This window comes from Azonexus hydrophilus, assembly GCF_905120355.1.
GTDB lineage: Bacteria > Pseudomonadota > Gammaproteobacteria > Burkholderiales > Rhodocyclaceae > Azonexus.
Window position 1 is genome coordinate 117,079 of the sequence record NZ_CAJHOB010000006.1, and the last position, 24,358, is coordinate 141,436.

25 protein-coding genes and 1 tRNA gene are annotated in these 24,358 nt (G+C 61.5%); 19 read left to right on the top strand and 7 right to left on the bottom strand.

Annotated elements, in window-relative coordinates; all coding sequences use genetic code 11:
* Nucleotides 1–37: 37 nt before the first annotated feature.
* Nucleotides 38–2,599 carry a [protein-PII] uridylyltransferase gene (locus JYJ39_RS06370; RefSeq protein ID WP_205203003.1) on the bottom strand — a complete coding sequence of 854 codons (2,562 nt, stop codon included), beginning with the start codon at nt 2,597–2,599 and terminating at the stop codon, nt 38–40.
* Nucleotides 2,599–3,519, bottom strand: a complete 921-nt coding sequence (gene map / locus JYJ39_RS06375; protein WP_275887960.1) for a type I methionyl aminopeptidase — start codon at nt 3,517–3,519, stop codon at nt 2,599–2,601. Before map ends, JYJ39_RS06370 begins: the two co-directional genes overlap by 1 nt.
* Before the next feature lie 5 nt (nt 3,520–3,524).
* Here map and rfbD point away from each other — a divergent pair, with 5 nt between their 5' ends.
* From rfbD to JYJ39_RS06410, 7 genes are all read left to right on the top strand, one after another.
* Nucleotides 3,525–4,415 (top strand): dTDP-4-dehydrorhamnose reductase, encoded by an 891-nt coding sequence (gene rfbD, locus JYJ39_RS06380; RefSeq protein ID WP_205203091.1) that lies wholly within the window; start codon nt 3,525–3,527, stop codon nt 4,413–4,415.
* A 95-nt stretch (nt 4,416–4,510) separates the two neighbouring features.
* Nucleotides 4,511–4,930: a DUF4395 family protein gene (locus JYJ39_RS06385; RefSeq protein WP_205203005.1), complete on the top strand. Its 420-nt coding sequence runs from the start codon at nt 4,511–4,513 to the stop codon at nt 4,928–4,930.
* 159 nt (nt 4,931–5,089) lie between these two features.
* Nucleotides 5,090–5,443 carry a c-type cytochrome gene (locus tag JYJ39_RS06390; RefSeq protein WP_205203006.1) on the top strand — a complete coding sequence of 118 codons (354 nt, stop codon included), beginning with the start codon at nt 5,090–5,092 and terminating at the stop codon, nt 5,441–5,443.
* 53 nt (nt 5,444–5,496) lie between these two features.
* Complete coding sequence (locus tag JYJ39_RS06395) at nt 5,497–6,099, top strand: NapC/NirT family cytochrome c (protein ID WP_205203007.1); 603 nt, start codon at nt 5,497–5,499, stop codon at nt 6,097–6,099.
* Nucleotides 6,100–6,253: 154 nt separating this feature from the next.
* A complete protein-coding gene (locus JYJ39_RS06400; RefSeq protein ID WP_205203008.1) occupies nt 6,254–6,580 on the top strand; it encodes a hypothetical protein in 327 nt (108 codons plus the stop codon).
* Nucleotides 6,580–7,419: an HDOD domain-containing protein gene (locus JYJ39_RS06405; RefSeq protein ID WP_205203009.1), complete on the top strand. Its 840-nt coding sequence runs from the start codon at nt 6,580–6,582 to the stop codon at nt 7,417–7,419. Before JYJ39_RS06400 ends, JYJ39_RS06405 begins: the two co-directional genes overlap by 1 nt.
* A gap of 30 nt (nt 7,420–7,449) precedes the next feature.
* On the top strand, nt 7,450–7,998 hold the full coding sequence (locus JYJ39_RS06410) for a YaeQ family protein (RefSeq protein ID WP_205203010.1): 549 nt from the start codon (nt 7,450–7,452) through the stop codon (nt 7,996–7,998).
* A 41-nt stretch (nt 7,999–8,039) separates the two neighbouring features.
* Here the strand turns inward: JYJ39_RS06410 and JYJ39_RS06415 are convergent, their stop codons facing one another.
* On the bottom strand, nt 8,040–9,938 hold the full coding sequence (locus tag JYJ39_RS06415; protein ID WP_205203011.1) for a peptidase U32 family protein: 1,899 nt from the start codon (nt 9,936–9,938) through the stop codon (nt 8,040–8,042).
* A gap of 7 nt (nt 9,939–9,945) precedes the next feature.
* Nucleotides 9,946–10,767 carry a class I SAM-dependent methyltransferase gene (locus JYJ39_RS06420; protein ID WP_205203013.1) on the bottom strand — a complete coding sequence of 274 codons (822 nt, stop codon included), beginning with the start codon at nt 10,765–10,767 and terminating at the stop codon, nt 9,946–9,948.
* A gap of 74 nt (nt 10,768–10,841) precedes the next feature.
* On the opposite strand from JYJ39_RS06420, the gene JYJ39_RS06425 reads away from it, so the two are divergent.
* The 3 genes from JYJ39_RS06425 (at nt 10,842) to galE (ending at nt 12,322) form a co-directional block, all read left to right on the top strand.
* Nucleotides 10,842–11,114: a hypothetical protein gene (locus tag JYJ39_RS06425; protein WP_205203015.1), complete on the top strand. Its 273-nt coding sequence runs from the start codon at nt 10,842–10,844 to the stop codon at nt 11,112–11,114.
* Between the two features lie 107 nt (nt 11,115–11,221).
* Nucleotides 11,222–11,298 (top strand) — tRNA-Arg (locus tag JYJ39_RS06430).
* A 13-nt stretch (nt 11,299–11,311) separates the two neighbouring features.
* A complete protein-coding gene (gene galE, locus JYJ39_RS06435) occupies nt 11,312–12,322 on the top strand; it encodes a UDP-glucose 4-epimerase GalE (RefSeq protein ID WP_205203092.1) in 1,011 nt (336 codons plus the stop codon).
* A gap of 81 nt (nt 12,323–12,403) precedes the next feature.
* Here the strand turns inward: galE and JYJ39_RS06440 are convergent, their stop codons facing one another.
* Nucleotides 12,404–12,775, bottom strand: coding sequence for an Mth938-like domain-containing protein (locus JYJ39_RS06440; protein ID WP_205203017.1), 372 nt, complete (start codon nt 12,773–12,775; stop codon nt 12,404–12,406).
* Nucleotides 12,776–12,855: 80 nt separating this feature from the next.
* Between JYJ39_RS06440 and JYJ39_RS06445 the strand changes: the two genes are divergently transcribed.
* Together JYJ39_RS06445 and JYJ39_RS06450 are read left to right on the top strand one after the other, a co-directional pair.
* A complete protein-coding gene (locus tag JYJ39_RS06445; protein WP_205203019.1) occupies nt 12,856–14,109 on the top strand; it encodes a pyridoxal phosphate-dependent aminotransferase in 1,254 nt (417 codons plus the stop codon).
* 144 nt (nt 14,110–14,253) lie between these two features.
* Nucleotides 14,254–15,564 carry a homoserine dehydrogenase gene (locus JYJ39_RS06450; protein ID WP_205203021.1) on the top strand — a complete coding sequence of 437 codons (1,311 nt, stop codon included), beginning with the start codon at nt 14,254–14,256 and terminating at the stop codon, nt 15,562–15,564.
* Nucleotides 15,565–15,654: 90 nt separating this feature from the next.
* On the opposite strand, the gene JYJ39_RS06455 is transcribed toward JYJ39_RS06450, so the two are convergent.
* Nucleotides 15,655–16,086, bottom strand: coding sequence for a CBS domain-containing protein (locus JYJ39_RS06455; RefSeq protein WP_205203022.1), 432 nt, complete (start codon nt 16,084–16,086; stop codon nt 15,655–15,657).
* A 238-nt stretch (nt 16,087–16,324) separates the two neighbouring features.
* On the opposite strand from JYJ39_RS06455, the gene JYJ39_RS06460 reads away from it, so the two are divergent.
* The 7 genes from JYJ39_RS06460 to JYJ39_RS06490 all read left to right on the top strand — a co-directional run bounded on the left by JYJ39_RS06460 (nt 16,325) and on the right by JYJ39_RS06490 (nt 22,819).
* Nucleotides 16,325–16,591, top strand: coding sequence for a DUF2249 domain-containing protein (locus JYJ39_RS06460; protein WP_205203023.1), 267 nt, complete (start codon nt 16,325–16,327; stop codon nt 16,589–16,591).
* Nucleotides 16,592–16,839: 248 nt separating this feature from the next.
* Complete coding sequence (locus JYJ39_RS06465) at nt 16,840–17,955, top strand: hypothetical protein (protein ID WP_205203024.1); 1,116 nt, start codon at nt 16,840–16,842, stop codon at nt 17,953–17,955.
* 60 nt (nt 17,956–18,015) lie between these two features.
* On the top strand, nt 18,016–19,455 hold the full coding sequence (thrC, locus tag JYJ39_RS06470; protein ID WP_205203025.1) for a threonine synthase: 1,440 nt from the start codon (nt 18,016–18,018) through the stop codon (nt 19,453–19,455).
* A 183-nt stretch (nt 19,456–19,638) separates the two neighbouring features.
* Nucleotides 19,639–19,869: a DUF2789 domain-containing protein gene (locus JYJ39_RS06475; protein ID WP_205203026.1), complete on the top strand. Its 231-nt coding sequence runs from the start codon at nt 19,639–19,641 to the stop codon at nt 19,867–19,869.
* 136 nt (nt 19,870–20,005) lie between these two features.
* Nucleotides 20,006–21,592 (top strand): hypothetical protein, encoded by a 1,587-nt coding sequence (locus JYJ39_RS06480; RefSeq protein ID WP_205203027.1) that lies wholly within the window; start codon nt 20,006–20,008, stop codon nt 21,590–21,592.
* Nucleotides 21,589–22,308, top strand: a complete 720-nt coding sequence (locus JYJ39_RS06485) for an OmpA family protein (RefSeq protein ID WP_205203029.1) — start codon at nt 21,589–21,591, stop codon at nt 22,306–22,308. The genes JYJ39_RS06480 and JYJ39_RS06485 overlap by 4 nt, the downstream gene beginning before the upstream one ends.
* On the top strand, nt 22,277–22,819 hold the full coding sequence (locus tag JYJ39_RS06490; RefSeq protein ID WP_205203031.1) for a hypothetical protein: 543 nt from the start codon (nt 22,277–22,279) through the stop codon (nt 22,817–22,819). Before JYJ39_RS06485 ends, JYJ39_RS06490 begins: the two co-directional genes overlap by 32 nt.
* A gap of 40 nt (nt 22,820–22,859) precedes the next feature.
* On the opposite strand, the gene JYJ39_RS06495 is transcribed toward JYJ39_RS06490, so the two are convergent.
* Nucleotides 22,860–24,347 (bottom strand): NAD(P)H-hydrate dehydratase, encoded by a 1,488-nt coding sequence (locus tag JYJ39_RS06495; RefSeq protein WP_205203033.1) that lies wholly within the window; start codon nt 24,345–24,347, stop codon nt 22,860–22,862.
* Nucleotides 24,348–24,358: the final 11 nt, after the last annotated feature.

The window sequence follows — 24,358 nt, forward strand, 5'->3', positions numbered from 1 at the left end:
TTTGGGTGTGGCGGGAACAGAGGGCTGGCGTCCTGGCTCAGACCTGCAGTCGTTCCATGAGCACGGTTTCCAGACGGATGCGGCGAGCGGGGTCGTTCAGGTCGTCACCACTGACGAGGAAGACGTCTTCGGCCCGTTCGCCGAGGGTGGCAATTTTTGCGGTGTGGACCTGTACCCCGTGTTCGGCCAGGGTCTGCGCGATGCTGTAGAGCAGCCCGGGGCGGTCGGCAGCGACCAGTGACAGGATGTACTGGGTGCCCTTGTCGTCTGGCCGGATACGGACTTCCGGCTTGATCGGAAAATGCCGTAGCTGGCGTGACAGACGCACGGGGGCGGGTGCTTCCGGCGGCAACTGGCGACGCAGGTGTTCTTCCAGTTCGTGTTCGATGTAATCCAGAGTTTCGCGCTGCACTTCCTGGGCGTCCACTGCCAGCAGGATGAAACTGTCGAGCGCGTAGCCATGAGCGGTGGTGTGGATCTTGGCGTCAACAACGCTGTAGCCGGCGCGGGCGAAGAAGCCCGCCAGTCGGGCAAAGAGGTCGGGCTGGTCGAGGGTGTACACCATCACCTGGACGCTGTTGCTGAGTTCGCCCAGGCGGGCACGGACGACCGGCTGCTGGTTATGGATGCGGTAGTGCAGGGCGCGCGTGTGCCAGGCGATTTCCTCGGCCGAGTGGCGCAGGAAATAAACGGTATCGAGCTGGCTCCACAGGCGTTCATGCACGGTATCGGAAAGAGCAAAGAAGCGCAGCTGCCGCATCGCTTCTGCCTGACGTTCGGCGATGATGCCGTGTGCGGCGGGCTCGTCGGTATCGCCGCTGAGATGGTGCAGGGTGGCGTGGTAGAGATCGGCAAGGAGTTTGCCTTTCCATTCATTCCACACCTTCGGACTGGTGCCGCGGATATCGGCATGCGTCAGCAGATAGAGTGCCTGCAAGTGGCGCACGTCACCGACCAGGCCGGCGAACCGGGTAATCACTTCCGGGTCGTGTGTGTCTTCCTTTTGCGCAATCAGTGACATGCGCAGGTGCTGGCGTACCAGCCACACCACCAGTTCGCTGTCGTCTGTGGACAGGCCATGCTGGCTGCAGAATTCGGCTGCATCAACGGTGCCTTTTTCTGAATGATCGCCGCCGCGCCCTTTGGCGATGTCATGAAAGAGGGCGGCGATGTAGAGTAGCCAGGGCCGCTCGAATTCGTTGATGATGCGCGAGCATTCCGGGTATTCGTGGGCAAACTCGCTCTGGGTGAAGCGGCGCAGGTTGCGCAGCACCTGCAGGGTATGTTGATCGACGGTGTAAACATGGAACAGGTCGTGCTGCATCTGGCCGACGATGCGCCCGAAATTGGGCAGGTAGGCGCCGAGGATGTCGAGCTGATTCATGCGCGTGAATTCGCTGACGACACCGTTGTCGTTTTGCAGCAATTCGAGGAAAAGGGCTCGGTTGTTCTGGTCAGCGCGGAACGTGTCGTCGATCACCTGGCGGGCATGCCACAGACTGCGTAGCGTCGGCGCCGTCATGCCCTGCAGGGCCGGATTCTGCTGCAGGATGCGGAAAGCCTTGAAAATCAGCTGCGGCCGGGCTTTGAAATCTTCCAGTCGGCGGATGGCGAGCTGATTGCCGACCAGTTCAAAATCGGCGTCGTAGTCGCGGGCGTGCTGGCGGTTTTCCGGAAACAGTGCATCTTCCATGTTCTGCAGCACGATGGCGTTGAACATGACCAGGGTCTTGGCGTTGCGGTAATAGGCTTGCATCAGTTGCTCGGAGGCGAGCTTCTCTCTGCTGTCCGTATAGCCGTAACGTTCGGCCAGGGCACGCTGGTAATCGAAGCGCAGCCGTTCCTCGCGACGCCCGGCCAGCAGATGCAGGCGGATGCGCAGATGGCGCAGGAAGTCTTCCAGCTGTTGCCCGAGTACCTGTCCTTCCGGACTGACCATGCCGCTGGCGGCCAGCTCGGCCCAGGTGGTGCCGAAGCCGGCGGCGTGCGCGATCCAGAGCAAGGTGTGCAGGTCGCGTAGCCCGCCCGGTGCTTCCTTGATGTTGGGTTCCAGGTTGTAAGGGGTTTCGTCGTGGCGCTGGTGGCGGTCTTTCTGTTCGAGCAGCTTGGCATCGAAAAAGCTGCGCACGTTGAGATGGCGGCTGAAATTTTTCTGAAAGCGATTGAAATTCTTGCTGTTGCCGGCCAGAAAGCGTGCTTCCGAGAGCGCGGTCTGGATCGACAGGTCGGCGGCAGCCTCGATCAGGCATTCGTCGATGGTGCGGACGCTGTGGCCGATTTCCAGGCCGAGATCCCACAGGCAGGCGAGCAGGGCGTCGATTTTTCGTGCCGTACTGGCACTGGCCGGTTGTGGCAGGAGAATCAGGAGATCAATGTCGGAGGCCGGGTACAGTTCGCCCCGGCCATAACCGCCCACTGCCGCCAGTGTGGCAGCCACGGGAAAGCTGCTGGCCGCCCATAATTCGCTCAGTAGCGCATCGACATCGGCCGCCCGCGCCCGGAGCAGGGCCGGCGCATCGTTGTCCTGCAGATAGCGCGTTTCCCGGGCGCTTTGCTGCGCCTTGCATTGCTGGCGTAGAGCGGCGACCGGGAAGGGCATCAGGTGATCCAGTTGGGCTTGGGCCGGCTGCCGGTGGAGGCGGTGAGTACTTCGTAGCCGCTGTCGGTGACCAGCACCGTGTGTTCCCACTGGGCAGACAGGCTGCGATCCTTGGTGACGATGGTCCAGCCGTCGGGCATTTCACGGATGGCGGCCTTGCCGGCGTTGATCATCGGTTCGATGGTGAAAATCATCCCCGGTTCGAGCACCGGCCCCGAACCAGCTTTGCCGTAGTGCAGCACCTGCGGGTCTTCGTGAAACTTTTCCCCAATGCCGTGGCCGCAGAATTCACGCACTACCGAATAGCCGTTTTTTTCAGCGTATTTCTGAATGACCGCGCCGATGTCGCCCAGATGAGCGCCCGGGCGCACGGCAGAAATGCCCAGCCACATGCACTCGAAGGTGATTTCGCACAGGCGTTTGGCCTGGATCGAGCCTTCTCCGGCAATGAACATGCGGCTGGTGTCGCCGTGCCAGCCATCCTTGATGGTCGTGATGTCAAGGTTGATGATGTCGCCATTTTTCAGCGCCCGGTCGCCGGGTACGCCGTGGCAGACCTGCTGGTTGATCGAGGTACAGATGGATTTGGGGTAGGGGTCGTAGCCGGAAGGCGCGTAATTGAGCGGTGCTGGAATGCAGCCCTGGACATTCACCATGTAATCGTGACAGAGGCGGTCCAGTTCTTCCGTGGTGACGCCGACTTTGACGAAAGGCTCGATGTAATCGAGGACCTCGCCGGCCAGGCGGCAGGCGAGACGCATTTTTTCGATCTGTTCCGGCGTTTTGATGCTGATGCTCATTTTTTTGCAGGTGCGTTGGGGAAGGGCAGAGGATAAATGAAGCGCCTGCGATAAGCAAAAAGCCCTGCCGTGGGGCCGGCGTGAATGGCATACTTGCCGCCCGCTGTGATGGCAAGGGATGAATGATGAAGATTTTGCTGCTGGGGAAAAACGGTCAGGTGGGCTGGCAACTGCAACGCGCCTTGGCGCCTCTGGGCGAAGTGGTGGCCTGGGGGCGTGCGGCCTGCGATGTGGCCGATACGGTGACGCTGGGGGAACGGGTGGCCGCCGTGGCGCCCGACGTGATTGTGAACGCCACGGCGTACACTGCGGTGGATAAGGCCGAAAGCGAACCGGCTCTGGCGCATGCCATCAACGCCGAAGCGCCTCGCCAGCTGGCCCTGGCGGCACGCGCCTGTGGCGCCCGCCTGGTGCACTATTCGACCGATTACGTTTTCGATGGAACGAAACCCGGGCCTTACCGTGAAGATGATCCGACTGCGCCACACAGTGTGTATGGTCGCAGCAAATTGGCTGGGGAACAGGGTATCCAGACGGTGGATGGCCTGCAGTCACTGATTTTCCGCACCAGTTGGGTATTTGGCGAACATGGCGCCAACTTCGTCAAGACCATTCTGCGCCTGGCCGGTGAGCGCGAGCAGTTGACGGTGGTGGATGATCAGATCGGCAGCCCGACGCCGGCCGCGCTGATTGCCGATGTGACGGCGCTGGCTTTGCAGCAGTGGCTGCATGCCGGAGCGCACACCCCGGCGCATCGGTTGTACCACTTGAGTGCTGCCCAGCCGGTGAGTTGGTGTGCTTTTGCGCGGGAGATCGTCCGTCTGGCCAGCGAACAGGGGCGGGCATTGCGGTTGCACGCCGACGCTATCCAGCCGATTCCCAGTTCGGCCTATCCGACGCCGGCGCGCCGTCCGGCCAATTCACGACTGGATTGCCGGCAGTTGGAACGGGATTTCTGCCTGCAGCTTCCCGGCTGGCAACCTTATCTGGAGCGCATGTTGCCGCTACTGCCGTGATACGCCCCAAAGAAGGGGAGGCAAATAGTGTTTGTGTGCGCAATATTGGCAAGTTATAATATAAGCGTTCTATTATTAAACGCGGAGTAATTACCATGTTGCGCTTCGATATTGCCCCTGTCTGCTCCAACGCCTACCGCCTGCAGGCATTGATGAGCATGACCATCGCCGCCATTTATCTGTTCACTCCCTACAAGTGGGTGGCGATTTTTCTTGCCCTGGGCGGCTTCATCCGCGGCTTTGTCTCGCCGCACAAGTGCTTGTCTTACAAGCTCTTTGCCAGCATCACCAGAACGCTGAAGCTGAGCAAGATGCAGAATGCCGGCTCCAAAATGTTTGCCGACAAGATTGCCTGCGTGGCCGGTACGGCAATGTTTGTTACCTGGCTACTTGATTCCAGCATCGGCATGATTCCTGGATGGGCCATCCTGATTTTTGCTTTTCTCGATGTGACCACCGGCTTTTGTGCTGCCTGTTGGGCCTATCTTGCTTATTACAAGATGAAAGGCGCTTGAGACGTCAGGCTTTTTCTGCTGCCAGAGATCAGCGTGCGGACAGCTTTTTTGCATCCACGCTGATCTTTGCGACACAGATCAAGGAAATTTGCCTGACGGCTCCCGAAAATAACGCACAGGGTCGAGCGAGTGCTCGGTCGTCATTTTCGGGAGAGAGAAATGAAAAAATTGCACAAAACCACCTCCGTACTGGTTGCCGGTGTTGCTGCAGCCCTGTTCGCTACCGGGGCGCAGGCCTTTGATGAAGCTGCCGCCAAGGACTTGATGAAGCAAAACAAGTGTACCCAGTGCCACGGCATGGACAAGGACAAGGATGGCCCCTCGTTCAAGAAGATCGCTGGCAAATTCAAGGGCAAGGCTGATTCGGAAAGTAAATTGCTCACCCACCTGACGACCGCTCCCAAGGTCAAGTTGTCGGATGGTTCGGAAGAGGAACATAAGATCGTGAAGACCTCGCCAGCCAAAGATGAAGCTCAGGTCAAGAACATGATCCAGTACATCCTGTCACTGTAAGAGACAGTCCGGTGCCCCGCCGGGCGGGACACCAAAAACGCCTGGGGGGCGAAATGAATCAAGACAATCAAGGCGCATTGCGCCGCTGCTGGGGGGCCTTGCGCCGGCCCAGCGTGAAGTATTCGCTGCTGACACTGCTGGTGGCCGGTTTCTTTTCCGGAATCCTGTTCTGGGGGGGCTTTAACACGGCGATGGAAGCCACTAATACGATGGAGTTCTGCATCGGCTGTCACGAAATGCGCGACAACGTGTATGTGGAATACAAGGAAACCATCCACTACAAGAACCGCAGCGGTGTGCGCGCGGTGTGTTCGGATTGCCATGTGCCCAAAGACTGGACGCACAAGATCATCCGCAAGATCAAGGCGAGCAAGGAAGTCTGGGGCAAGATCACTGGCGTCATCGATACCAAGGAAAAATTCGAAGGCCACCGCATGGAAATGGCGAGCCGCGAGTGGGAACGCATGAAGAGCAGCGATTCGCGCGAATGCCGCAATTGTCACAATTTCGATGCCATGAGCGAGGAATTGCAGCGCAAGACGCCGTACAAGAAACACATGGCAGCCAAGGCCGAAGGCAAGACCTGCATCGATTGCCACAAGGGGATTGCGCACCGTCTGCCGGCTGAATTTGAGGAAGACGAAGAAGAGGAGTGATCTGCCCGTGCTGGCAGTGACAAAAACCCGGCCGCGGCCGGGTTTTTGTTGCGCCTTGGCAGGGCGCCCCGGAGCGATGCAGCGCGCTTCACCTTGACGCACAACACCAAGCCGTTACGATGCCGGGTATCAGGAACAAAAAAAGAGGTTCGGCATGCCAGAGCGGTTGCGCTTTTTGTCCATGGCTGAGGTGGTGGAGGGGATGGTTCTGGGCAAGCCGCTGGTAGTGACCAAGCAGGGAATCATCGATTTCACCTTGCCGGCGGGACATGCGCTGACTGAAACGAACCTGCGTCAGATGAGGCTGCGTCAAGTCGAGTTTGTCTGCATCCGCGCTGAGGATGAACGCACCGAAGCGGAGCGCGAAGCTGAATTGGCGGCTGATGCCGAGCGTCTGACCTGCATTTTTTCCCAGGCGGACCTGCGCGATCCGGCGCTGGCGGGTTTGCACGCTGCCGTGCTGGCTTACCGGAGTTTGTGATGCCGTTGCATCTGTTGCCTGGCCAAATTGTGCAGCGCGCCGTCTTGCTGCCGGCGTTTCCCCTGGTGGTGAAGGACATTCTGCACACACTGGATGATGAGTCTGCCGCGCTATCCACGCTGAGCGATCTGGTCGCCAAGGATCCGGTGATCACCGCCCGGATTTTTTCCATGGCCAATGCGGCCGCCTCGGCCGGTTCCGGACGGCGTGAAATTCGTGACATTCAGGTCGCCCTGTCCCTGATCGGCATGGCGCGGCTACGAGAAATCGCGCTGACTGTGAGCATCGCCGAGTTTTCGCGGGCCTGCCGCATGGATCGCAATTTCTGGCGTCACAGTGTGGCGGTGGGGGTCGCGACGCAGGAATTGGCGCGCCAGGGGCAATTTTCTGCTGATATCGCCCTAGTGTGTGGTCTGGTACACGATATCGGCAGTTTGTGGATGGCACGTTGTCAGCCGCTGGAATTCCAGATGGTACGCAACAGCATGGAAGCCGATCCTGGCCTCGACATCATTGATGCCGAGCGGCTGCATTTTGGCGCCGACCATTGCTGGATCGGTGCCGTACTGGCGAGTGCCTGGGGTTTGCCGGAGCCGGTGGTTGCCGCCATTGCCCATCACCACGACCCGGAGCCGCCGCTCGACAAGCTGGTTGCTGCGACCCACGTGGGTGAAGTACTGGCCAACGCGCTCGATCTCGCTAGTCCGGCGCCTGCCAGTGTCCGCCATCTGTCTGCGGCGGCCTGCACCCTGCTGGGGCTGGACTGGAGCCAGGACATGACCTACCTGTTCGGTTGCATCGAAGCGCGTGTACGTCACTTGGGACGGTTTTTCGACTGAGTCCTTGGCCGGATTTCGCACAGGATATTCATGGCACTGAAAGCAACGATCTTCAAAATCAATCTCACCGTTTCCGATCTGGACCGTGGTCATTTTGCCGATTACGCCCTGACGGTGGCGCGTCACCCTTCTGAAAACGACCAGCGCATGATGGTGCGGATCCTGGCCTTTGCCCTGTTCGCCGGGCCGGATCTTGCTTTCGGCAAGGGGCTCTCAAGTGATGACGAGTGTGCCCTGCAGGCCATTGATGCCGGAGGGGTGTTGCGCCAGTGGGTGGAAGTCGGGCAACCCGATCTGACACGCATTCGTAAAGGGGCGCAGCGCGCCGATGCCGCGATTGTCCTCGCGTATGGTGGGCGGGCGGTGGATGTGTGGTGGGAACAGATGGCGCCCGAGGTGGCACGCTTTGACAATCTCACCGTGCTGCGCCTCGGTGCCGCCGAGGGTGAAGCGCTCGCCGCGCTGGCGGCACGCAACATGCAGCTGAACTGCACCATTCAGGAAGGTACGGTCTGGCTGGCCTGTGGTGAGAACAGTGTGGAAATAACGCTGGAAACCCTGCTCTCCCCGGCGGAGTAGGAGAGGGGCGTTTTTTTACGCCAGACGCACAGTCGTCCGGCTCAACCGCAGCCTGCGGTTGAGGGCGCAATGCCGAGATTCAGCGTCACGCCTTTTTTCATCCGGCCAATGACGTGCATTTCGCAGGCCTGGCAGTCAAATTTGAGGATGAGTTTTTCCTTGCCGTTAATCAGCGTCATCGGGTCCGGCTTGAGATATTTCACCTCTTTCGGACACAGGTTGAAGCTGTGGCGCAGACAGTGTTTGGTGATCATCAGTGACACCAAGCCTTTCTCCGCGCCGGTTTCATACGCTTCGTCGATCAGACGGACCCCGTGTTTTTCGTAGAAGGCGCGGGCTTTGGCATTGAAGACGTTACCGAGGTAAGTCAGTTCCTGCTGCGGATAAATGGCCGGCTCGGCGCTGGCGGCGCGGCGCAGGGGCCGTGGGTGCCGTGCCAGACGTTCTGCCTGCAGGGCTTCAACTGCTTGCCGGCGCAGTGCATTGAGGCTGCTGACTGGAAAGAACCAGTCTTCCTTCAGGTTGAGCGTCAGGCCGGTGGCGCAAAAGCTGGTGCCACCGAGCTTCTGCAGCTGCTCTTCCAGCTTGCTGCGGGCAGCGGCCGGATTTTGCGCGCCGACGATATCCGGGCATGCGTCCCGGTTGAGGTGGGCACTGGCGCAGATGCCATCTTCGTCGCGCAGGGTCAGCGTGAAGGCTGACGGCGTTTCCGTGAAGTCGATCTGCACGGCGATCAGGCGCTGGGCCGAGTCCTTTTCCAGAGCACGTTCGAATGCCTGGTCGCGGTTACGGAACAGGGTGGTGCCCAGACTCAGATCGGCGGGCATCTGGGCCAGATGCAGACGCTGGCCGTCAACACGGTTGACCCGCATGCCCTGTACCTCGCCTGCGGCATCGTGGAAGCACAGGCCATCGCCATTGTGAAAGGTTTCACTGCTGCGGATCGTGATCCAGCCTGCGCCTATTTCCGTAACTTCGCCTACGACGGTACCGACAAAGGCGGGCGAGTCGAAGGCGCCGATATCGTCCTGGCGGCCACCGGCAAAGTAATCGGTGTAGCCCCGGTTGAAGGTTTTTTCCGGCTGTGGCGTGAAGCTGAAGGTCGAACGGCCGCTGGCCGCGCGGTGGTACTGCGGGTGGCTGTCGATGATGGCATCGAGCAGGGTACGGTAATGCGCGGTGATGTTCTTGACGTAGGCCAGGTCTTTCAGGCGCCCCTCGATCTTGAAGGAGGTGACGCCGGCTTCAATCAGGGCCAGCAGATTGTCCGACTGGTTGTTGTCCTTCATTGACAGCAGGTGCTGGTTTTCGCTGATCGTTCTGCCCTTGTCGTCCACCAGGCTGTAGGGCAGGCGACAGGCCTGCGAGCATTCGCCGCGGTTGGCGCTGCGGCCGGTATGCGCGTGGCTGATGTAGCACTGTCCGGAAAAAGCGACACAGAGTGCGCCGTGTACGAAATATTCCAGCGCCACGTCAGTGCGGGCGGCAATGGCGCGGATTTCCGCAAGACTCAGCTCGCGCGCCAGGACGATCTGCGAAAAACCGACGTCGGCGAGAAAACGGGCTTTTTCCGGGTGGCGGATGTCAGTCTGCGTGCTGGCATGTAATTGAATCGGTGGTAAATCCAGTTCGAGCAGCCCCATGTCCTGGATGATGAGGGCGTCCGCGCCAGCGTCATAAAGCTGCCAGGCCAGCTGACGGGCTGCTTCCAGCTCGCTGTCGTGGAGGATGGTATTGAGGGCGACGAAGACCTTGGCGTGGTAGCTATGGGCGTAATCACACAGTTGTTGGATTTCGGCGACAGAACTGCCGGCGCCGTAGCGGGCACCGAAGGCTGGGCCGCCGATGTACACGGCGTCGGCCCCATGTTTGATGGCTTCGCAGCCAAAGGCAGCATTTTTTGCGGGAGCCAGCAGCTCCAGTGGGCGGGGTGCGGTCATGGCTATCTCAATAAATGAAGCGCGCGGTCAGCGCTTCGAGCTTGAATTCGCGCAGGATGGCTTCGGCGCGCTGGCGGGCGTTCTGGCGGGGTTTGTCACTGCGGCGGCTGGCGATGATCAGTTCGTTCTTCATCGAGTGCTCCCAGCCGACCAGCTCAGTCACCGTCACCGCGTAGCCGTGGGCTTCCAGCAACAGGCAGCGCAGCACATTGGTCAGGTGGCTGCCGAGTTCGCGGGTGTGGATGGGGTGGCGCCACAGTTCTGCCAGCGGTGTCTGGGCTAGTGCCGCAGCCTTGCCAGCGCGCAGCGTTGCCGCAACTTCAGCCTGGCAGCAGGGAACGAGCACGATGTGGTGCGCCTGGCGTTGCAGGGCAAAACGGATGGCGTCGTCGGTCGCGGTATCGCAGGCATGCAGGGCGGTGACGACATCCACGCGGGCGGGTAGGGCGGTGGAATGCAAGGATTCTTCCACCGTACAGGCCAGAAAATGCATCCTGGGGAAACCGAGCCTGCTCGCCAATTCCTGCGATTTTTCAACCAGTTGGGCGCGGTGTTCGATACCGATGACGGTGCCTGTCGGGCGGCTCTTGAGGAACAGGTCGTACAGAATGAAGCCGAGATAGGATTTGCCGGCACCGTGATCGACCAGGGTTTCCAGATCGTTGAGCAGCGGCTCGATGAACTGCGCCAGATGGTAGACCTGCTTCAGCTTGCGCCGGCTGTCCTGATTGAGCTTGCCGTCACGGGTCAGGATATGCAGTTCCTTGAGTAATTCCAGGGACTGCTCGGGGCGAATTTCCGGGGGAAGGGAGACTGTTTTTTTCGACATGGCACGATTATCGCATGGTGTCTGGCGAGGCGGGATTGCCGCCACTCATTGAATCAACGTCTAGGAGACATAAAATGGGCAGTCTGAGCAACGAATCTTTCGAACAGTTCCTGGATTCCCTGAAAAAAGCGGGCATCGTCATTTCCAACGAGGCCGAACTGCGCGAACGTCTGGCCGAAGCCCAGCGCTGGCGCTACGCCTTCCAGACGCTGGCCGCCAACGGCAAGAGCATCGGCATTTCCTTTGCCGATGCAGGCTCGAATGTTGAACAGATCGAGCGTGCTTTCAGCGAGTTCCAGGTATCGGAAAAAACCCGCGCTGTTTTCTCGGCCAGCCTGGTGCACTAAGCCGGGTTTGCCGTAACGACCGACCGGGTGTCGGAAAAAAACGACGGGCGCCTGATGCGCCCGTTTTGCGTTTCTGCGGTAGACTGCGCGGCCTCGACGATCAATCAGCGCCCGTAGCTCAACTGGATAGAGCAGCCGCCTTCTAAGCGGCAGGTCGGGGGTTCGAGTCCCTCCGGGCGCGCCAATTTTCCAGCAGGATTTTCATGATTCTCGTGACTGGCGGTACCGGCTATATCGGTTCGCATACCGTGGTTGAGCTTCTGGCTGCCGGTCAGGATGTCCTGATCCTCGACAATTACGCCAACAGCAGCCCCAAAGTACTCGAACGTATTGCCGACATCAGCGGTCGCAGGCCCGCCTTCAGTGAGGGCGACATCCGCGATGCGGACGGTTTGCGCGCGCTGTTTGCTGCGCACCGGATCGAGGCGGTGATTCATTTTGCCGGACTAAAAGCGGTCGGCGAGTCGGTCGAGCAGCCACTGACCTACTACGACAACAACGTCAATGGCACCCTGTGCCTGCTGCAGGCCATGCGACAGGCCGGTGTTCGTCGCCTGGTGTTCAGTTCATCGGCGACGGTGTATGGCGATCCGCACCGCGTTCCCATCCGTGAGGATTTTCCGCTGCAGGCGACCAATCCGTACGGACGCAGCAAGCTGATGGTCGAGGAGATGCTGCGCGATCTGCAACGCGCCGAAACCGACTGGCAGATTGCCATCCTGCGCTACTTCAATCCTGTTGGTGCGCATCCGAGTGGTTTGATTGGTGAAAACCCCAACGGTATTCCCAACAACTTGATGCCTTTCGTGGCGCAGGTAGCGGTGGGGAAACGGGCGCAATTGTCGGTGTTCGGCAACGATTACCCGACGCCCGACGGCACCGGCGTGCGCGATTACATTCATGTGGTCGATCTGGCGCAGGGGCATCTGGCGGCGTTGGCAGCGCTGGCGCGCAGCGGCCAGTCGTTGACGGTGAATCTGGGGACCGGGCAGGGCTATAGCGTGCTCGACATGGTGCGCGCTTTCGAGGCGGCCAGCGGGCGGCCTGTGCCGTACCAGATCGTGGCCCGCCGCGCGGGCGATATCGCCACCTGCTATGCCGATCCGCAGCTGGCCGGGGAATTGCTCGGCTGGCAGGCCGGGCGTGGAATCAGCGAGATGTGTGCCGATGCCTGGCGTTGGCAGTCGATGAACCCGGACGGGTTGTAACGCGGGCGCACCGGATCGGACTGCCGGTGCGTGGTGTCGCCGCCGGGTAACAACTGAGAATTGTGCCCCTGGGGCGTTGCCTCAGGCGATCAGCAGCGCGGCTGCGACCTTGCGGCCTTCGCTGGCAAGCAGGTTGTAGGTGCGGCAGGCGGCCGGGCGATCCATCACTTCGATGCCGATGCCTTGCCTGAGAAAAGGCTGCAGCAACTGTGGGGGAGGAAAGCGCAGACGGGGGCCGGTGCCGAGCAGGATCACCTCGACCTGCAAATCGAGTAGCGGACGTAGATCGTCTGCCGTAAGCGTCTCCGCCGTGGCCAGGGTCCAGTCCTGCAGCAGTTGTTCCGGCAGGACGACCAGATTGCCGGCGTAATCGATGCCATTGACGCGTACGGAATCGTCTTCGTAGGCCTTGATCAGATTGAGCCCATCGGCTCGGGAGAGATGGAGTTTCATTGCGGTGCAGCAAATGGAATAGTAGGATTATACCTTTGCGCCCGGCCCTTTCTCCCGGTTGCCCGCCTGGATTCTTCCCCATGAAGCAAATCAAGAAATCAGCCAAACTGAACAACGTCCTCTACGACGTCCGCGGTCCCATCGTGGATGCTGCCAAGCAGATGGAGGATGAAGGTCAGAAGATCATCAAGCTCAACATCGGCAACATGGCCCCGTTCGGCTTCGATGCGCCGGAAGAAATCCAGCAGGACATGATCCGTAACCTGCCGAATTCAGCCGGTTACTCCGACAGCAAGGGGATTTTCGCGGCGCGCAAGGCCGTGATGCATTACAGCCAGCAACTCGGTATTGCCGGTGTGACACTCGACGACATCTATCTGGGCAACGGCGCCAGCGAGCTGATCGTGATGGCCACCAATGCCTTGCTCAACGATGGCGACGAGCTGCTGGTGCCGATGCCCGACTACCCTCTGTGGACTGCGGCGGTATCGTTGTCCGGGGGGACGCCGGTGCACTACCGCTGTGCCGAGGAAAATGGCTGGCTGCCTGATCTGGATGATATTCGCGCCCGCATCACGCCGCGCACACGCGGCATCGTGGTCATCAATCCGAACAATCCGACCGGCGTGCTCTATTCCAACGAACTGCTGCGGGGCATCCTCCAGATCGCTCGCGAACATGAGCTGGTGCTGCTGGTCGATGAGGTGTACGACAAGGTGCTCTACGACGGTGTCACCTTCACCTCGATGGCGAGCCTGTCAACCGATGTGCTGACCCTGACCTTCAATTCCCTCTCCAAAGCCTATCGTTCCTGCGGCTATCGTGCCGGCTGGATGATCATTTCCGGGCCGAAGGCCGATGCCAGCGATTTCATCGAAGGGCTGAACATGCTGGCTAACCTGAAGCTGGGTTCGAATGTGCCGGGGCAATGGGCGATCCAGACTGCGTTGGGCGGTTACCAGAGCATCAACGATCTGGTCAAGCCGGGCGGCCGTCTGTGCCGCCAGCGCGATCTGGCCTATGAACTGATCACGCAGATTCCCGGCGTGACCTGCGTCAAGCCGCAGGCAGCGTTGTACATGTTCCCGCGTCTGGATCCGGAGATGTATCCGATCGCCGACGACCGCCAGTTTTTCATGGAAGTCCTGCGGGCCACGCGGGTCATGCTGGTGCAGGGTTCCGGCTTCAATTTCCCTGACAACCAGCACTTCCGCATTGTCTTCCTGCCGCACGAGGATGATCTGCGCGAGGCTATTTCGCGCCTGGCCGGCTTCCTCGCGCAGTACCGTCTGCGTCATGGCCGCGAAGGCACAAAAGAAAAGGGAGAAGTCTAGACTTCTCCTGCGGTTCACCTTTCATCTGCTCCAGACCCGGAGCAGGCAAGGTGAAACGTGAAAGCTGAGGCACAAGCACCTCGGCTTTCACGTTTTACTTTCTGGCATCTGCCTCTTTTCACTCTTTTCCTTACTAAAGAAAAAATGAAACCTATCAATGTTGGCCTGATCGGCATCGGCACCGTCGGCGGTGGTACCTGGAACGTCCTCAAGCGCAATGCCGAGGAAATTACCCGTCGTGCGGGGCGTCCGATCTGCATCGTGGCCGTGGCCGACAAGAATGTTGCGCTAGCGGAGCAGGTCACCGGCGGCGCAGCGCGCATTACCGATGATGCCTTCGCCCTGGTCAATGACCCGGAAATCGACATCATCGTCGAATTGATCGGCGGCTACGGTGTGGCCCGCGAGGTGGTGATGCAGGCAATCGCCAATGGCAAGCATGTCGTCACGGCCAACAAGGCCCTGCTTGCCGTGCATGGCACCGAGATTTTTGCTGCCGCGCAGGCCAAGGGTGTCACCGTTGCTTTCGAGGCGGCGGTGGCGGGTGGCATTCCCATCATCAAGGCGCTGCGCGAAGGCTTGACGGCCAACCGTATCGAATGGGCTGCCGGCATCATCAACGGCACCACCAACTTCATTCTCTCGGAAATGCGCGACAAGGGGCTGCCCTTCGCCGACGTGCTGGCCGAGGCACAGCGCCTGGGTTACGCCGAAGCTGACCCGACCTTCGATATTGAAGGCGTCGATGCCGCGCATAAGGCAACCCTGATGAGCGCCATTGCCTTCGGTATTCCGGTGCAGTTCGACAAGGCCTACGTCGAGGGGATCACCAAGCTCGAAGCCGCGGACATCAAGTACGCCGAGCAACTGGGCTACCGTATCAAGCTGCTGGGTATCGCCAAGCGGCAGGAAAACGGTGTGGAATTGCGCGTGCACCCGACCTTGATTCCGGCCAAGCGTTTGCTCGCCAATGTCGAGGGGGCCATGAACGCCGTCGTGGTGAAGGGCGATGCCGTTGGCACCACGCTTTACTACGGCAAGGGCGCTGGTGCCGAGCCTACTGCGTCGGCGGTCATCGCCGATCTGGTCGATGTCACCCGTCTGGCGACGGCCGATCCGGAACATCGCGTGCCGCACCTGGCCTTCCAGCCGCATGCCCTGTCTTCGCTGCCGGTGTTGCCGATGAGTGAAGTCATTACCGGCAATTACCTGCGTCTGCGCGTCGAAGACAAGGCAGGTGTGCTGGCCGACGTGACCCGCATCCTGGCCGATCACTCGATTTCCATCGACGCCATGCTGCAGCGTGAGCCGGAAGAAGGTGAAGGTGAAACCGACATTATCATCCTCACCCATACCTGTCTGGAAAGCGCCGCCATTGCCGCCATTGGCAAGATTGAAGCGCTGTCGGCGGTGAAGGGCGCGGTCAAGCGTATCCGCCTGGAAGAGTTGCAGTGATACTTTAATTGTTGGTAATAACTTTTTATTTATAAACAAAAAACCGCCGGAAATTGTCCGGCGGTTTTTTGTTATTGATGGGCCTGAAATTCACTGCGCGATGTAGTGCTCCAGCTGTGCGATGATGAATTTCTGTTCGCGGATGGTGGCTTTGACCATGTCGCCAATCGAGACCAGGCCGAGCAGTTCGCCTTCATTGCCGAGTACCGGCAGGTGGCGGAAGCGGTGTTCGGTCATCAGCGTCATGCACTCGCTGACGGTGTTTTCCGGGGTGACATAGGCGACCTTGCTGGTCATGACCTCGCTGACCGGCGTTTCCTTGGAGTTTTTGTTGGCAAGCGCGATCTTGCGGGCGTAATCACGCTCCGAGAAGATGCCCACCAGCCGTTCTCCGTCCATCACCAGGACGGCGCCGACGCCGTTATCCGCCATCACCTGCAGGGCGTGGAACACCATGTCCTTGGGTGACACGACCACCGGTAGGCGGTTTTTTTCTGCCAATAGCTGCTTCAGTGTCTTCATTTTCTTGCGGCTCCTCTTTTTGGGCGTAGTGCGCAGCATGTGCTGCAGGCCACCCTAGTCTATGCGTAGAGTGGGGCGCTGCCAAGCCGGCAGGCCGCCGGTCGGCATTGTGGCGTGGGTTTTCGTGACGGAGCGTGCCGGAGGATTTTCTTCTGGCAGTCCTATCTGCATCAAAGACGCGGCAGTTGCACGCTATGCACAATGACGGCGCTGTTTTGATCCAACTCACGGAGTTCTCATGAAAACCATACACGTCTGCAACCACACCACCCCGGAAGCCCTCTATCCCTTTGACGCACGTGGCGTTGCCAAGCGTTTCCGGCACGCGGCCATCTTTGGCGCCCTGGATTCCCTGGTGCCCGGCGAGACCATGCGCTTTTGCAATGACCACGACCCGCTGCCGCTGCTGGCACAAATGCAGCAACGTTACGGTGACAGGGTGGTGATCGAATATGTGCAGCGCGAACCCGGCGTTATCGTAATTGACTTTAAGATTGTTTCGTAAGCAATTGTTAAATAAATAAACGCAGCGTATATTCCAGCAATTTCCATGACTCGCCTGCCGCTATTTCAGGGGCAGGCCGAGACCCGGATAGCTGTGCTTTCGCTGTGCGGCCATGCGGGTGGTTTGCCCTGGGGCTGTCGGAATTCGTTTTCGGCAGGCCTGGGGCGATCAGTTTCTGCTGCCTGGCCGTAAAGCCCTATCATGCGTCTGTTGCCCGCTCCGGGCGCCATTACCGTATTTCCGAACACGTGCTGATTACCGTCACCGTCACCTTGCTGTCCTTGTTTCTTGCCGTTGCCCTAGCGGTGAGCGGGCAGGGTAGCCCGGCGGCGGTAGCGCATCTGGCCTTCGCCATCGGGATCGTGCCGCTGATTTTTGCCGCCATGATCCATTTCGTGCCCGTGCTGACGCGCACCGGCGAGCCCGCGCGCTGGGTCGGGCGCCTGCCTTGGCTGGCGCAGGCGGTGGGGGGGCTGATCGTATTGTCCCTGCAGGGCATCCTGCCCTATCACGCCGTGTTTGCCGGGGCCTTGCTCGCAGTCCTGCTGACCAGCACGCTGCTGGTCTGGATCGTGGGGCGCGCTCGCAAGTGCCTGGGCACGCCACATCCTGGCTGGCGCTGGTACGTGGCGGCGCTGGCCCTGCTGTTGGCGGCGCTTGCCGCTGTGCTCCTGATGCCGCTTCTGCCGGCGCAGTGGGCAAGCTGGCGACTGCTGCACCTGCATCTTAATACCCTGGGGTTGCTGGGCCTGGCCGCTTTCGGCACGCTTCCGCTGTTGCTGCCGACGGCGCTGGGGCAGGCCGATCCGCAGGCAGCGCCCTGGCTGTCGCGCAAGCTGTGGCCATTGCTGGCCGGCGTGCTGCTGGTGGCGGTGGGCGCGGCTTTCTACTGGTCCCTGGCAGTCGTCGGTAGTGCCATTTTGCTGGCCATTGTGCTGGGCCTGCCCTTGCACTGGTGGCGACATTTTGGCCGGCAGCGTCTGGTCGATGGCGTGGCGACGGGGTTGATCGCGGCTGTGGCGGGTTTTTCCTTGAGCCTGGTGGCCGGCAATCTGCATGCGGCGGGGCTACTCGTGGCGCGGCCTGCGCTTGCCGTCTGGGCCGCCGGGTTCCTGCTGCCGCTGGTGACGTCGGCACTGGCGCAGTTGTTGCCCGTCTGGCGCTGGCCTGGGCCCAAACCGCCCGGGCGCGATGCCATGCGTGCCTGTCTGCTGGTCGGCGCGCACTGGCGGGCCGCGGCGTTTCTGGCGGCTGCGGTGTTGATTCTGGCCGGTTTCAATTTGCTGGGTGCGGTGCTGCTCTGTGCCGCGCTTGCCGGCTTCGGTCTGCAGTTGTTACGGGCGTTGCGTATCGCACGCACATAGTGCGGAATTTGCCCGGGGGACGCGGTAAAATCGCCGCTTTTCGCTTTCCGGATTTTCGTCATGCGCTACATCTCCACTCGCGGCCAGGCTGCGCCCCAGGCTTTTTGCGACATTCTTCTTGGTGGTCTGGCCCCGGATGGCGGCCTGTATCTGCCGCAAAGCTATCCGCAGGTGAGCCGTGCCGATCTGGACGCCTGGCGCAAGCTTTCCTATGCCGACCTGGCGTACGAAATCCTGTCGCGCTTCATCGACGATATCCCGGCCGCCGATCTGCGCGCCATCGTCCGCAAGACCTACACTGCCGAGGTGTACCGCTTTACCCGTAACGGTGGTGACGCGGCACAGATCACGCCGCTGACGAAGCTCGAAGATGGCTTGTACACGCAGGAACTGTCCAACGGCCCGACGCTCGCCTTCAAGGACATGGCGATGCAGTTGCTCGGCAACCTGTTCGAGTACGTGCTGGACAAGCGCGGCGAATCGATCAACATCCTCGGCGCCACCTCCGGCGATACCGGCTCCGCCGCCGAGTACGCGATGCGGGGCAAGCATAACGTCAAGGTCTTCATGCTCTCGCCGGACGGCAAGATGAGCGCCTTCCAGCGCGCCCAGATGTATTCGCTGACCGATGCCAACATCTTCAACATCGCCGTCACCGGCATGTTCGATGACGCGCAGGACATCGTGAAGGCAGTCTCCAATGATGCCGCCTTCAAGAAGCAGTACAAGATCGGCGCCGTCAATTCGATCAACTGGGCGCGGGTTGCGGCGCAGATCGTCTATTACTTCCAGGGCTATTTCCTGGCTACCGGCGGGGCAAATGGCTCGAACGACGAGCAGGTGTCCTTTACCGTGCCGTCGGGCAACTTCGGCAACATCTGCGCCGGCCACATCGCCCGCCAGATGGGCTTGCCGATCAAGCAGCTGGTGCTGGCCACCAACGAGAACGACGTGCTCGACGAGTTCTTCCGCACCGGCGTCTATCGTCCGCGCACCTCGGCCGAAACCAGCGTTACCTCCAGCCCGTCGATGGATATTTCCAAGGCCTCGAACTTCGAACGTTTCGTGTTCGATCTGGTTGGCCGCGATTCGGCGGTAGTGCGCGAATTGTGGGCCAAGGTCGAAGGCGGCGAAGCCTTTGACCTGTCGCAGGCGCCTTGCTGGGCTGATCTGCCGAAGTTTGCCTTTGTTTCCGGGCGCAGCACGCATGCCGACCGCCTCGCCACCATTCGCCTGGCGCAGGAAAAGTATGGCGTGATGCTCGATACGCATACTGCCGACGGCTTGAAGGTGGCGCTGGAGCACCGGCAAGCGGGCGTGACCATGATCGTGCTGGAAACCGCACAGCCGGCGAAATTCGAGGAAACCATCCGCGAAGCGCTCAATGTCGAGCCGGTGCGCCCGGCAGAGCTCGCCGGCATCGAAAAGCTTCCACAACACGTGGTCGTGATGGCGCCGGACGTGGCTGCGATCAAGGCGTTCATCGTCGAGCGGGTGTGATGCCGGCCTGCTTCCTGCTGTGTGAAGGCAGGAAGTCACGGTTGGAGCGGTGAAAAAACGGCACCTTGCGGGTGCCGTATTTTTTGCGCGGGGTTTTGCATGGGCACGCCTGGGAACCCCGCTGGCCGGAACGGATCGAACACATGCACCCTGTCCGTTGAGGTGCGACTCGGGAGGTCTGCCATGCAAAACAGTCAATACACCCTCAGCCATTTGTTCGCGCAACTGGGATTGCCGGCGGAAGCGCAGCAGATCGAAGATTTCATTACTGCCCGGCGGCCATTGGCCAACGGCGTGGCGCTCTACCGCGCCCCTTTCTGGAGCCCGGCGCAACGTGCCTTCCTCAAGGAAGAAATCATCGAAGATGCGGAGTGGGCGCTGGTGATCGAGGAATTGAACGCGCGCTTGCATTGAGGAGGGTTGCCGTCGGCATGGCCCCAGGGGCGCCGCGCGAGACTTTTTCCTGCTGCCGCGCCTGAAAGGATGACGGACGCACTAAAATCACGCCTTTGATTTTTGTGCCCACTCTCTTCAAAGCGGATTTATGGACATGCTCGCCACCCTCTGGAATGGCCCGGGGGGAACCGGTTTCGTTTTTGCCCTGCTGGTCCTGATCAGCCTTGGTTTTCTCCTGCGCTTCGTGTTGCCGGCCCTGATTCTGTTGCGGCAACTGGGCCGGGCCGTGGGGCAGCTGGAAAAACTGGCGGCAGGCGGACAGCCCGCCGATCCGGAGGTGATTGCCCGGCAGGTCATGGTGACGCCGCGTCTGGCCCATCTGTGGCGGGAATATGCCCAGACCCTGCACGGCATCAGCGGTAGCGCTGTCCAGAACCAGGCCGGGCACGGTGCCTGGCGTGCCACGACCATGGCCGAGACCTATTTCACCGAAGCGGCGCTGGTGGAAACGCCGCTGAAAACCGAGTTCTACAAACATCTGCCCGGCATCCTCACCGGGATCGGCATCATCGGCACGTTTGCCGGACTGATCGTTGGTCTGACGCATTTCGAGGTGAATAGCGACGCAGATACGGTCCGCCTCAGCCTGCGGACCTTGATCCAGGGGGTTGGTCACGCCTTCCAGGTTTCCGCGCTGGCGATTGCCCTGGCCATGCTTGCGACCTGGATCGAAAAATCCCTGGTGACGCTGGCCTGCCGCAGGGTCGCTCGCTTGAGCGAGTTGATCGACAGCCTCTTCGAGGGTGGGGTGGAAGAGGAGTATCTCGCCCGTCTGGTGCGCGCCAGCGAACTTTCTGCCAGTCAGGGGAGCCAGTTGCGCCAGGCTCTGGTGGTTGAATTGCGTCAGAGCCTGGGTGCCTTGGCACAGCAGCAGAACGAACAGCTCGCCAGGCAGCAGGAGCAGATGGCAGCCGCTGTTGCCAACGCCGTCTCGCTGGCGGTGGGCCAGGCCCTGCGGGAGCCCCTGGTGCGCATGGCCAGTGCGGTGGAAAAAGCCGGGAGCAGCCAGGGCGAGGCAACGGCCCGTACGCTGGAGCCGCTGCTGGAACGTTTTGTTGCCCGCATGGAAGCCAATCTTGGTCAGGGTCAGTCCGGCCTGGAAGCCTTGCTGGCCCGTACGGCCGAATCGTTGACCAAGGTGGTTGGCGAGCTGGGCCGGGTTGCCGCCCGCCTGGACGGAGCCGGGCAGGGCGCCGTGAGCAGTGCTGCCGGACAATTGCAGGATGCGGGCGTCGGCGTCGGGCGGGCTGCCGACACCTTTGCCCAGGCCAGCACGCAGCTGCTGGCGGCCACCTCTTCACTGGCGGCAGCGGCGACGGAGGCGGGCAATGTGATGCGTGAGCAGGGCCGAACCCGGGATGCTTTCGCCTTGATGCTGGGCGATCTGAAATCCACCATGGAAAATGCCCGGCGTGAAGCCGCACTCACCAGCGAACTGGTCTCCCGCCTTGAGGCGGCGGGCGGTGCCCTGGCCGGGGCTCAGCTTGAGGCCCGCGATTACCTGGAAGGGGTGACCCGGGTGCTGACCGAGGCGCATGGCAGCTTTGCCGAGAACGTCGAGCGCACCTTGCGTCAGGGGAATTCCCAGTTTCACAAGGAGCTGTCTACCGCCGTCGATTACCTCAAGGGGGCTATCGAGGAGCTGGGTGACACCCTGGAAAACCTGGCTGTGCGCAAATGAGTCTGGGCGGCAAGCGGGCTGCGGCCAAACCTGCCCGCCGCGACGAGGCGGAACGCCCCTTCTGGATTTCCTTTTCCGACCTGATGACGGCCCTGATGGTGTTGTTCCTGGTCGCCATGACTGTGGCCTTGCTGGCCATTACCGACGAAATTGCCGAAACTGAAGACCTGAAGGCGGCGCGGGAAGAGGATATCGCCCAGCTGATGCACAGCCTGAAACTTGCCAGCGCCGATTTTCCCGGTGTCAGCGTGCGCGACCGGGTGGTCGATTTCGGTGACCGTGCCCGTTTCGACACCAACAGCCACCGGCTCGACGAGGCGCAGGCGCAGCTATTGCGCACCTTCGTGCCCAAAGTGCTGGCGGCCGCCCGCGATCCGCTCGGCGAAAAATGGCTGAAACGCATCGTGGTGGAAGGGTTCGCCGATGCCCGGGGCAGTTATCTGCACAATCTCAACCTTTCCCTGCAACGCTCCGAACGGGTGCTGTGTGTGCTCATGGCCGGCCCGCCGGCAGCGGCTGCCTTGAGCGAAGCTGAACGGCTGCAGGTGCGCGATCTGTTTTTGGTCAGCGGCGCCTCTTTCAATGCGCTGAAGGACAGCGATGCGGAAAGCCGGCGCATCGAACTGCGTCTGGAATTTCGTGAGCTGGGTGAACACCGGGGTGCCTCACGCCAGCAGTCGCTGGATGGCGATTTCCGCTGCCCTCTGGATCATTGAGATGGCGGCCGCACTCGAAAAATTGCAGGCCCGGTTGCAGGAAACTCTGGCCGGTCGGCCCCGCCAACTCGCCTGGGGGCGCCCCCAGGCAATGAGCCAGAGCCTGGAACGGGTGCGCCTCGCCCTGCGTGGCCGGCGCGGCATGGACAGGGAGCAGCGCATCGCGCGCGGGGTGATGGCGTTCCGTATCCAGGGCGAGCGCACCGATTTCGTGGCGCTTAAATATGCGTGCCATGGTTTGTCGCAGCCCATGGACTGGGAATCGCGGCGCCTGCTGGACGACCGCGAACAGGTCGAGCGCCTGTTGCGGCGGGTGCTCGACTTTGCCGCCGACCCCCGCCGCTTTGCCGCCTGTTATCGCGGCCTGCTGGCGTCCTGTCGGCAGGCCCAGGCGGCGGATTTTCCCCTGGATGGTCCGCTGACTGCCAATCTACGCCGGCTGGAACACTTCCTCCACCAGGCGCAGGCGCGCCTGCACGGCGCCGCGCGTTCTGCGCTTCCTTGCGCCTGATCCTTGTCTTCGCCTGGTGCGTGTGGCGCCCGGATGTCGCTCAGTGGGCTGCCGACCAGCTGTTGAACAGCGTGCGGGCGCGGAGGATGACTTCGCTCGCCGTCAGCCCGGCGGGGCCGCTGCCGTCGGCAACCAGGGCATCGGCGGCGGCGCCATGTAGGTGTACCGCGGCCAGCAGGGCGGCCAGTGGTGGCCAGTTCTGGCCCAGCAGGGCCAGGCACAGACCGGTCAGGACGTCGCCCATGCCGGCGCTGGCCAGGCCGGGGTTGCCGCTGGTGTTGATCCACCAGGCACCCTCCGGGCTGGCAATGACCGTGCCACAGCCTTTCAGGGCAACCGGACAGGCGAAGTTGCGGGCGATTTCCTGCGCTGCGCTGATGCGGTCTGCCTGTACGTCGCGCGTTGAACTGCCCAGCAGCCGGGCGGCTTCGGCCGGGTGCGGCGTGAGCAGGGATGGGGCGATACGGTTGTAGAGATTGCCTTGCAGGCGTCCGTCGTGCGCCAGCAGATTGAGTGCGTCGGCATCGAGGACCAGGGGCAGGGGGCTTTTCAGTGCCTGTTCGAGATGATCGGCGGCCTCGCTGCTCTGACCGAGTCCCGGGCCGCAGGCCAGGGCGTGCAGATCGGCAGTCAGCAGCTGATCGGGGCGGCGCAGCATCAATTCCGGTTGCAGCAGGTCGACGCTCGGTGCATCGGCATCGAGCAGACCCAGATAGACGCGCCCGGCGCCCAGCATCAGCGCCGCCCGCGCGGACAGGAAAGCCGCGCCGGCCATGGCCCGGCTGCCACCGAGCACGCCGACGCTGCCGTAACTGCCTTTGTGACTGTTGCGCCGGCGCGGGCGTAGATGCGTCGCAAAAGTCTCGCGCCGTAGCAGATGGCCGTCGGGCTGGATTGTTTCGTCCAGCGGCAGATCGAGTGGGGCCAACTGGATGTCGCCGCTGTAATCCGGACCATCGTTGGTGTACAGCCCCGGATGCAGGCCGATGAAACACAGCGTATGCGTAGCCTGCACCGTCGGTCGTGCCGCCTGACCGCTGTCAGCGTCAAGTCCGGAGGGACAGTCGAGCGCCAGGAGCGGGCAGTTGTCCCGCTGTGCCAGCCGGTTCATGGCCGTGATACATGCCGCGTGATGGCCTGCCGGGGCTCGCTTGAGGCCGATCCCGAACAGGCCGTCGATGATCAGTCCCCATGTCGCACAGTCGGGGATTTCGCTGGCGATGCTGCCACCGCTGGCGAGAAACTCTGCCCGTGCCGCCTGAGCGTCTGCCGGCAGAGGGTGTTCGGGGCCGTCGGGTGCAACAACCTGCACGTGCCGGCCCTGTGCCCGCAGCAGACGGGCGGCAACAAAGGCATCCCCCCCATTGTTGCCGGGCCCCGCCAGTACGAGTACAGGCACGCTGTCGTCCGACTGCAAATGGCGCGCCAATGCCGCCACAGCCGTACCCGCCCGCAGCATCAACGGCATGCTGGCACAGGCTGTTTCCAGGCGGCGCAGGCTGGGGCTGAGGAAGAGGGCGTCGTGCATTGTGCGGGCAG

Excerpts from the sequence above, each read along its gene's own strand:
- JYJ39_RS06370 (WP_205203003.1), bottom strand. The coding sequence starts at position 2,599 with ATGCCCTTCCCGGTCGCCGCTCTACGCCAGCAATGCAAGGCGCAGCAA.
- rfbD (WP_205203091.1), top strand. The coding sequence starts at position 3,525 with ATGAAGATTTTGCTGCTGGGGAAAAACGGTCAGGTGGGCTGGCAACTG.
- JYJ39_RS06385 (WP_205203005.1), top strand. The coding sequence starts at position 4,511 with ATGTTGCGCTTCGATATTGCCCCTGTCTGCTCCAACGCCTACCGCCTG.
- JYJ39_RS06390 (WP_205203006.1), top strand. The coding sequence starts at position 5,090 with ATGAAAAAATTGCACAAAACCACCTCCGTACTGGTTGCCGGTGTTGCT.
- JYJ39_RS06395 (WP_205203007.1), top strand. The coding sequence starts at position 5,497 with ATGAATCAAGACAATCAAGGCGCATTGCGCCGCTGCTGGGGGGCCTTG.
- JYJ39_RS06400 (WP_205203008.1), top strand. The coding sequence starts at position 6,254 with ATGCCAGAGCGGTTGCGCTTTTTGTCCATGGCTGAGGTGGTGGAGGGG.
- JYJ39_RS06405 (WP_205203009.1), top strand. The coding sequence starts at position 6,580 with ATGCCGTTGCATCTGTTGCCTGGCCAAATTGTGCAGCGCGCCGTCTTG.
- JYJ39_RS06410 (WP_205203010.1), top strand. The coding sequence starts at position 7,450 with ATGGCACTGAAAGCAACGATCTTCAAAATCAATCTCACCGTTTCCGAT.
- JYJ39_RS06415 (WP_205203011.1), bottom strand. The coding sequence starts at position 9,938 with ATGACCGCACCCCGCCCACTGGAGCTGCTGGCTCCCGCAAAAAATGCT.
- JYJ39_RS06420 (WP_205203013.1), bottom strand. The coding sequence starts at position 10,767 with ATGTCGAAAAAAACAGTCTCCCTTCCCCCGGAAATTCGCCCCGAGCAG.
- JYJ39_RS06425 (WP_205203015.1), top strand. The coding sequence starts at position 10,842 with ATGGGCAGTCTGAGCAACGAATCTTTCGAACAGTTCCTGGATTCCCTG.
- JYJ39_RS06440 (WP_205203017.1), bottom strand. The coding sequence starts at position 12,775 with ATGAAACTCCATCTCTCCCGAGCCGATGGGCTCAATCTGATCAAGGCC.
- JYJ39_RS06445 (WP_205203019.1), top strand. The coding sequence starts at position 12,856 with ATGAAGCAAATCAAGAAATCAGCCAAACTGAACAACGTCCTCTACGAC.
- JYJ39_RS06450 (WP_205203021.1), top strand. The coding sequence starts at position 14,254 with ATGAAACCTATCAATGTTGGCCTGATCGGCATCGGCACCGTCGGCGGT.
- JYJ39_RS06455 (WP_205203022.1), bottom strand. The coding sequence starts at position 16,086 with ATGAAGACACTGAAGCAGCTATTGGCAGAAAAAAACCGCCTACCGGTG.
- JYJ39_RS06460 (WP_205203023.1), top strand. The coding sequence starts at position 16,325 with ATGAAAACCATACACGTCTGCAACCACACCACCCCGGAAGCCCTCTAT.
- thrC (WP_205203025.1), top strand. The coding sequence starts at position 18,016 with ATGCGCTACATCTCCACTCGCGGCCAGGCTGCGCCCCAGGCTTTTTGC.
- JYJ39_RS06475 (WP_205203026.1), top strand. The coding sequence starts at position 19,639 with ATGCAAAACAGTCAATACACCCTCAGCCATTTGTTCGCGCAACTGGGA.
- JYJ39_RS06480 (WP_205203027.1), top strand. The coding sequence starts at position 20,006 with ATGCTCGCCACCCTCTGGAATGGCCCGGGGGGAACCGGTTTCGTTTTT.
- JYJ39_RS06485 (WP_205203029.1), top strand. The coding sequence starts at position 21,589 with ATGAGTCTGGGCGGCAAGCGGGCTGCGGCCAAACCTGCCCGCCGCGAC.
- JYJ39_RS06490 (WP_205203031.1), top strand. The coding sequence starts at position 22,277 with ATGGCGATTTCCGCTGCCCTCTGGATCATTGAGATGGCGGCCGCACTC.
- JYJ39_RS06495 (WP_205203033.1), bottom strand. The coding sequence starts at position 24,347 with ATGCACGACGCCCTCTTCCTCAGCCCCAGCCTGCGCCGCCTGGAAACA.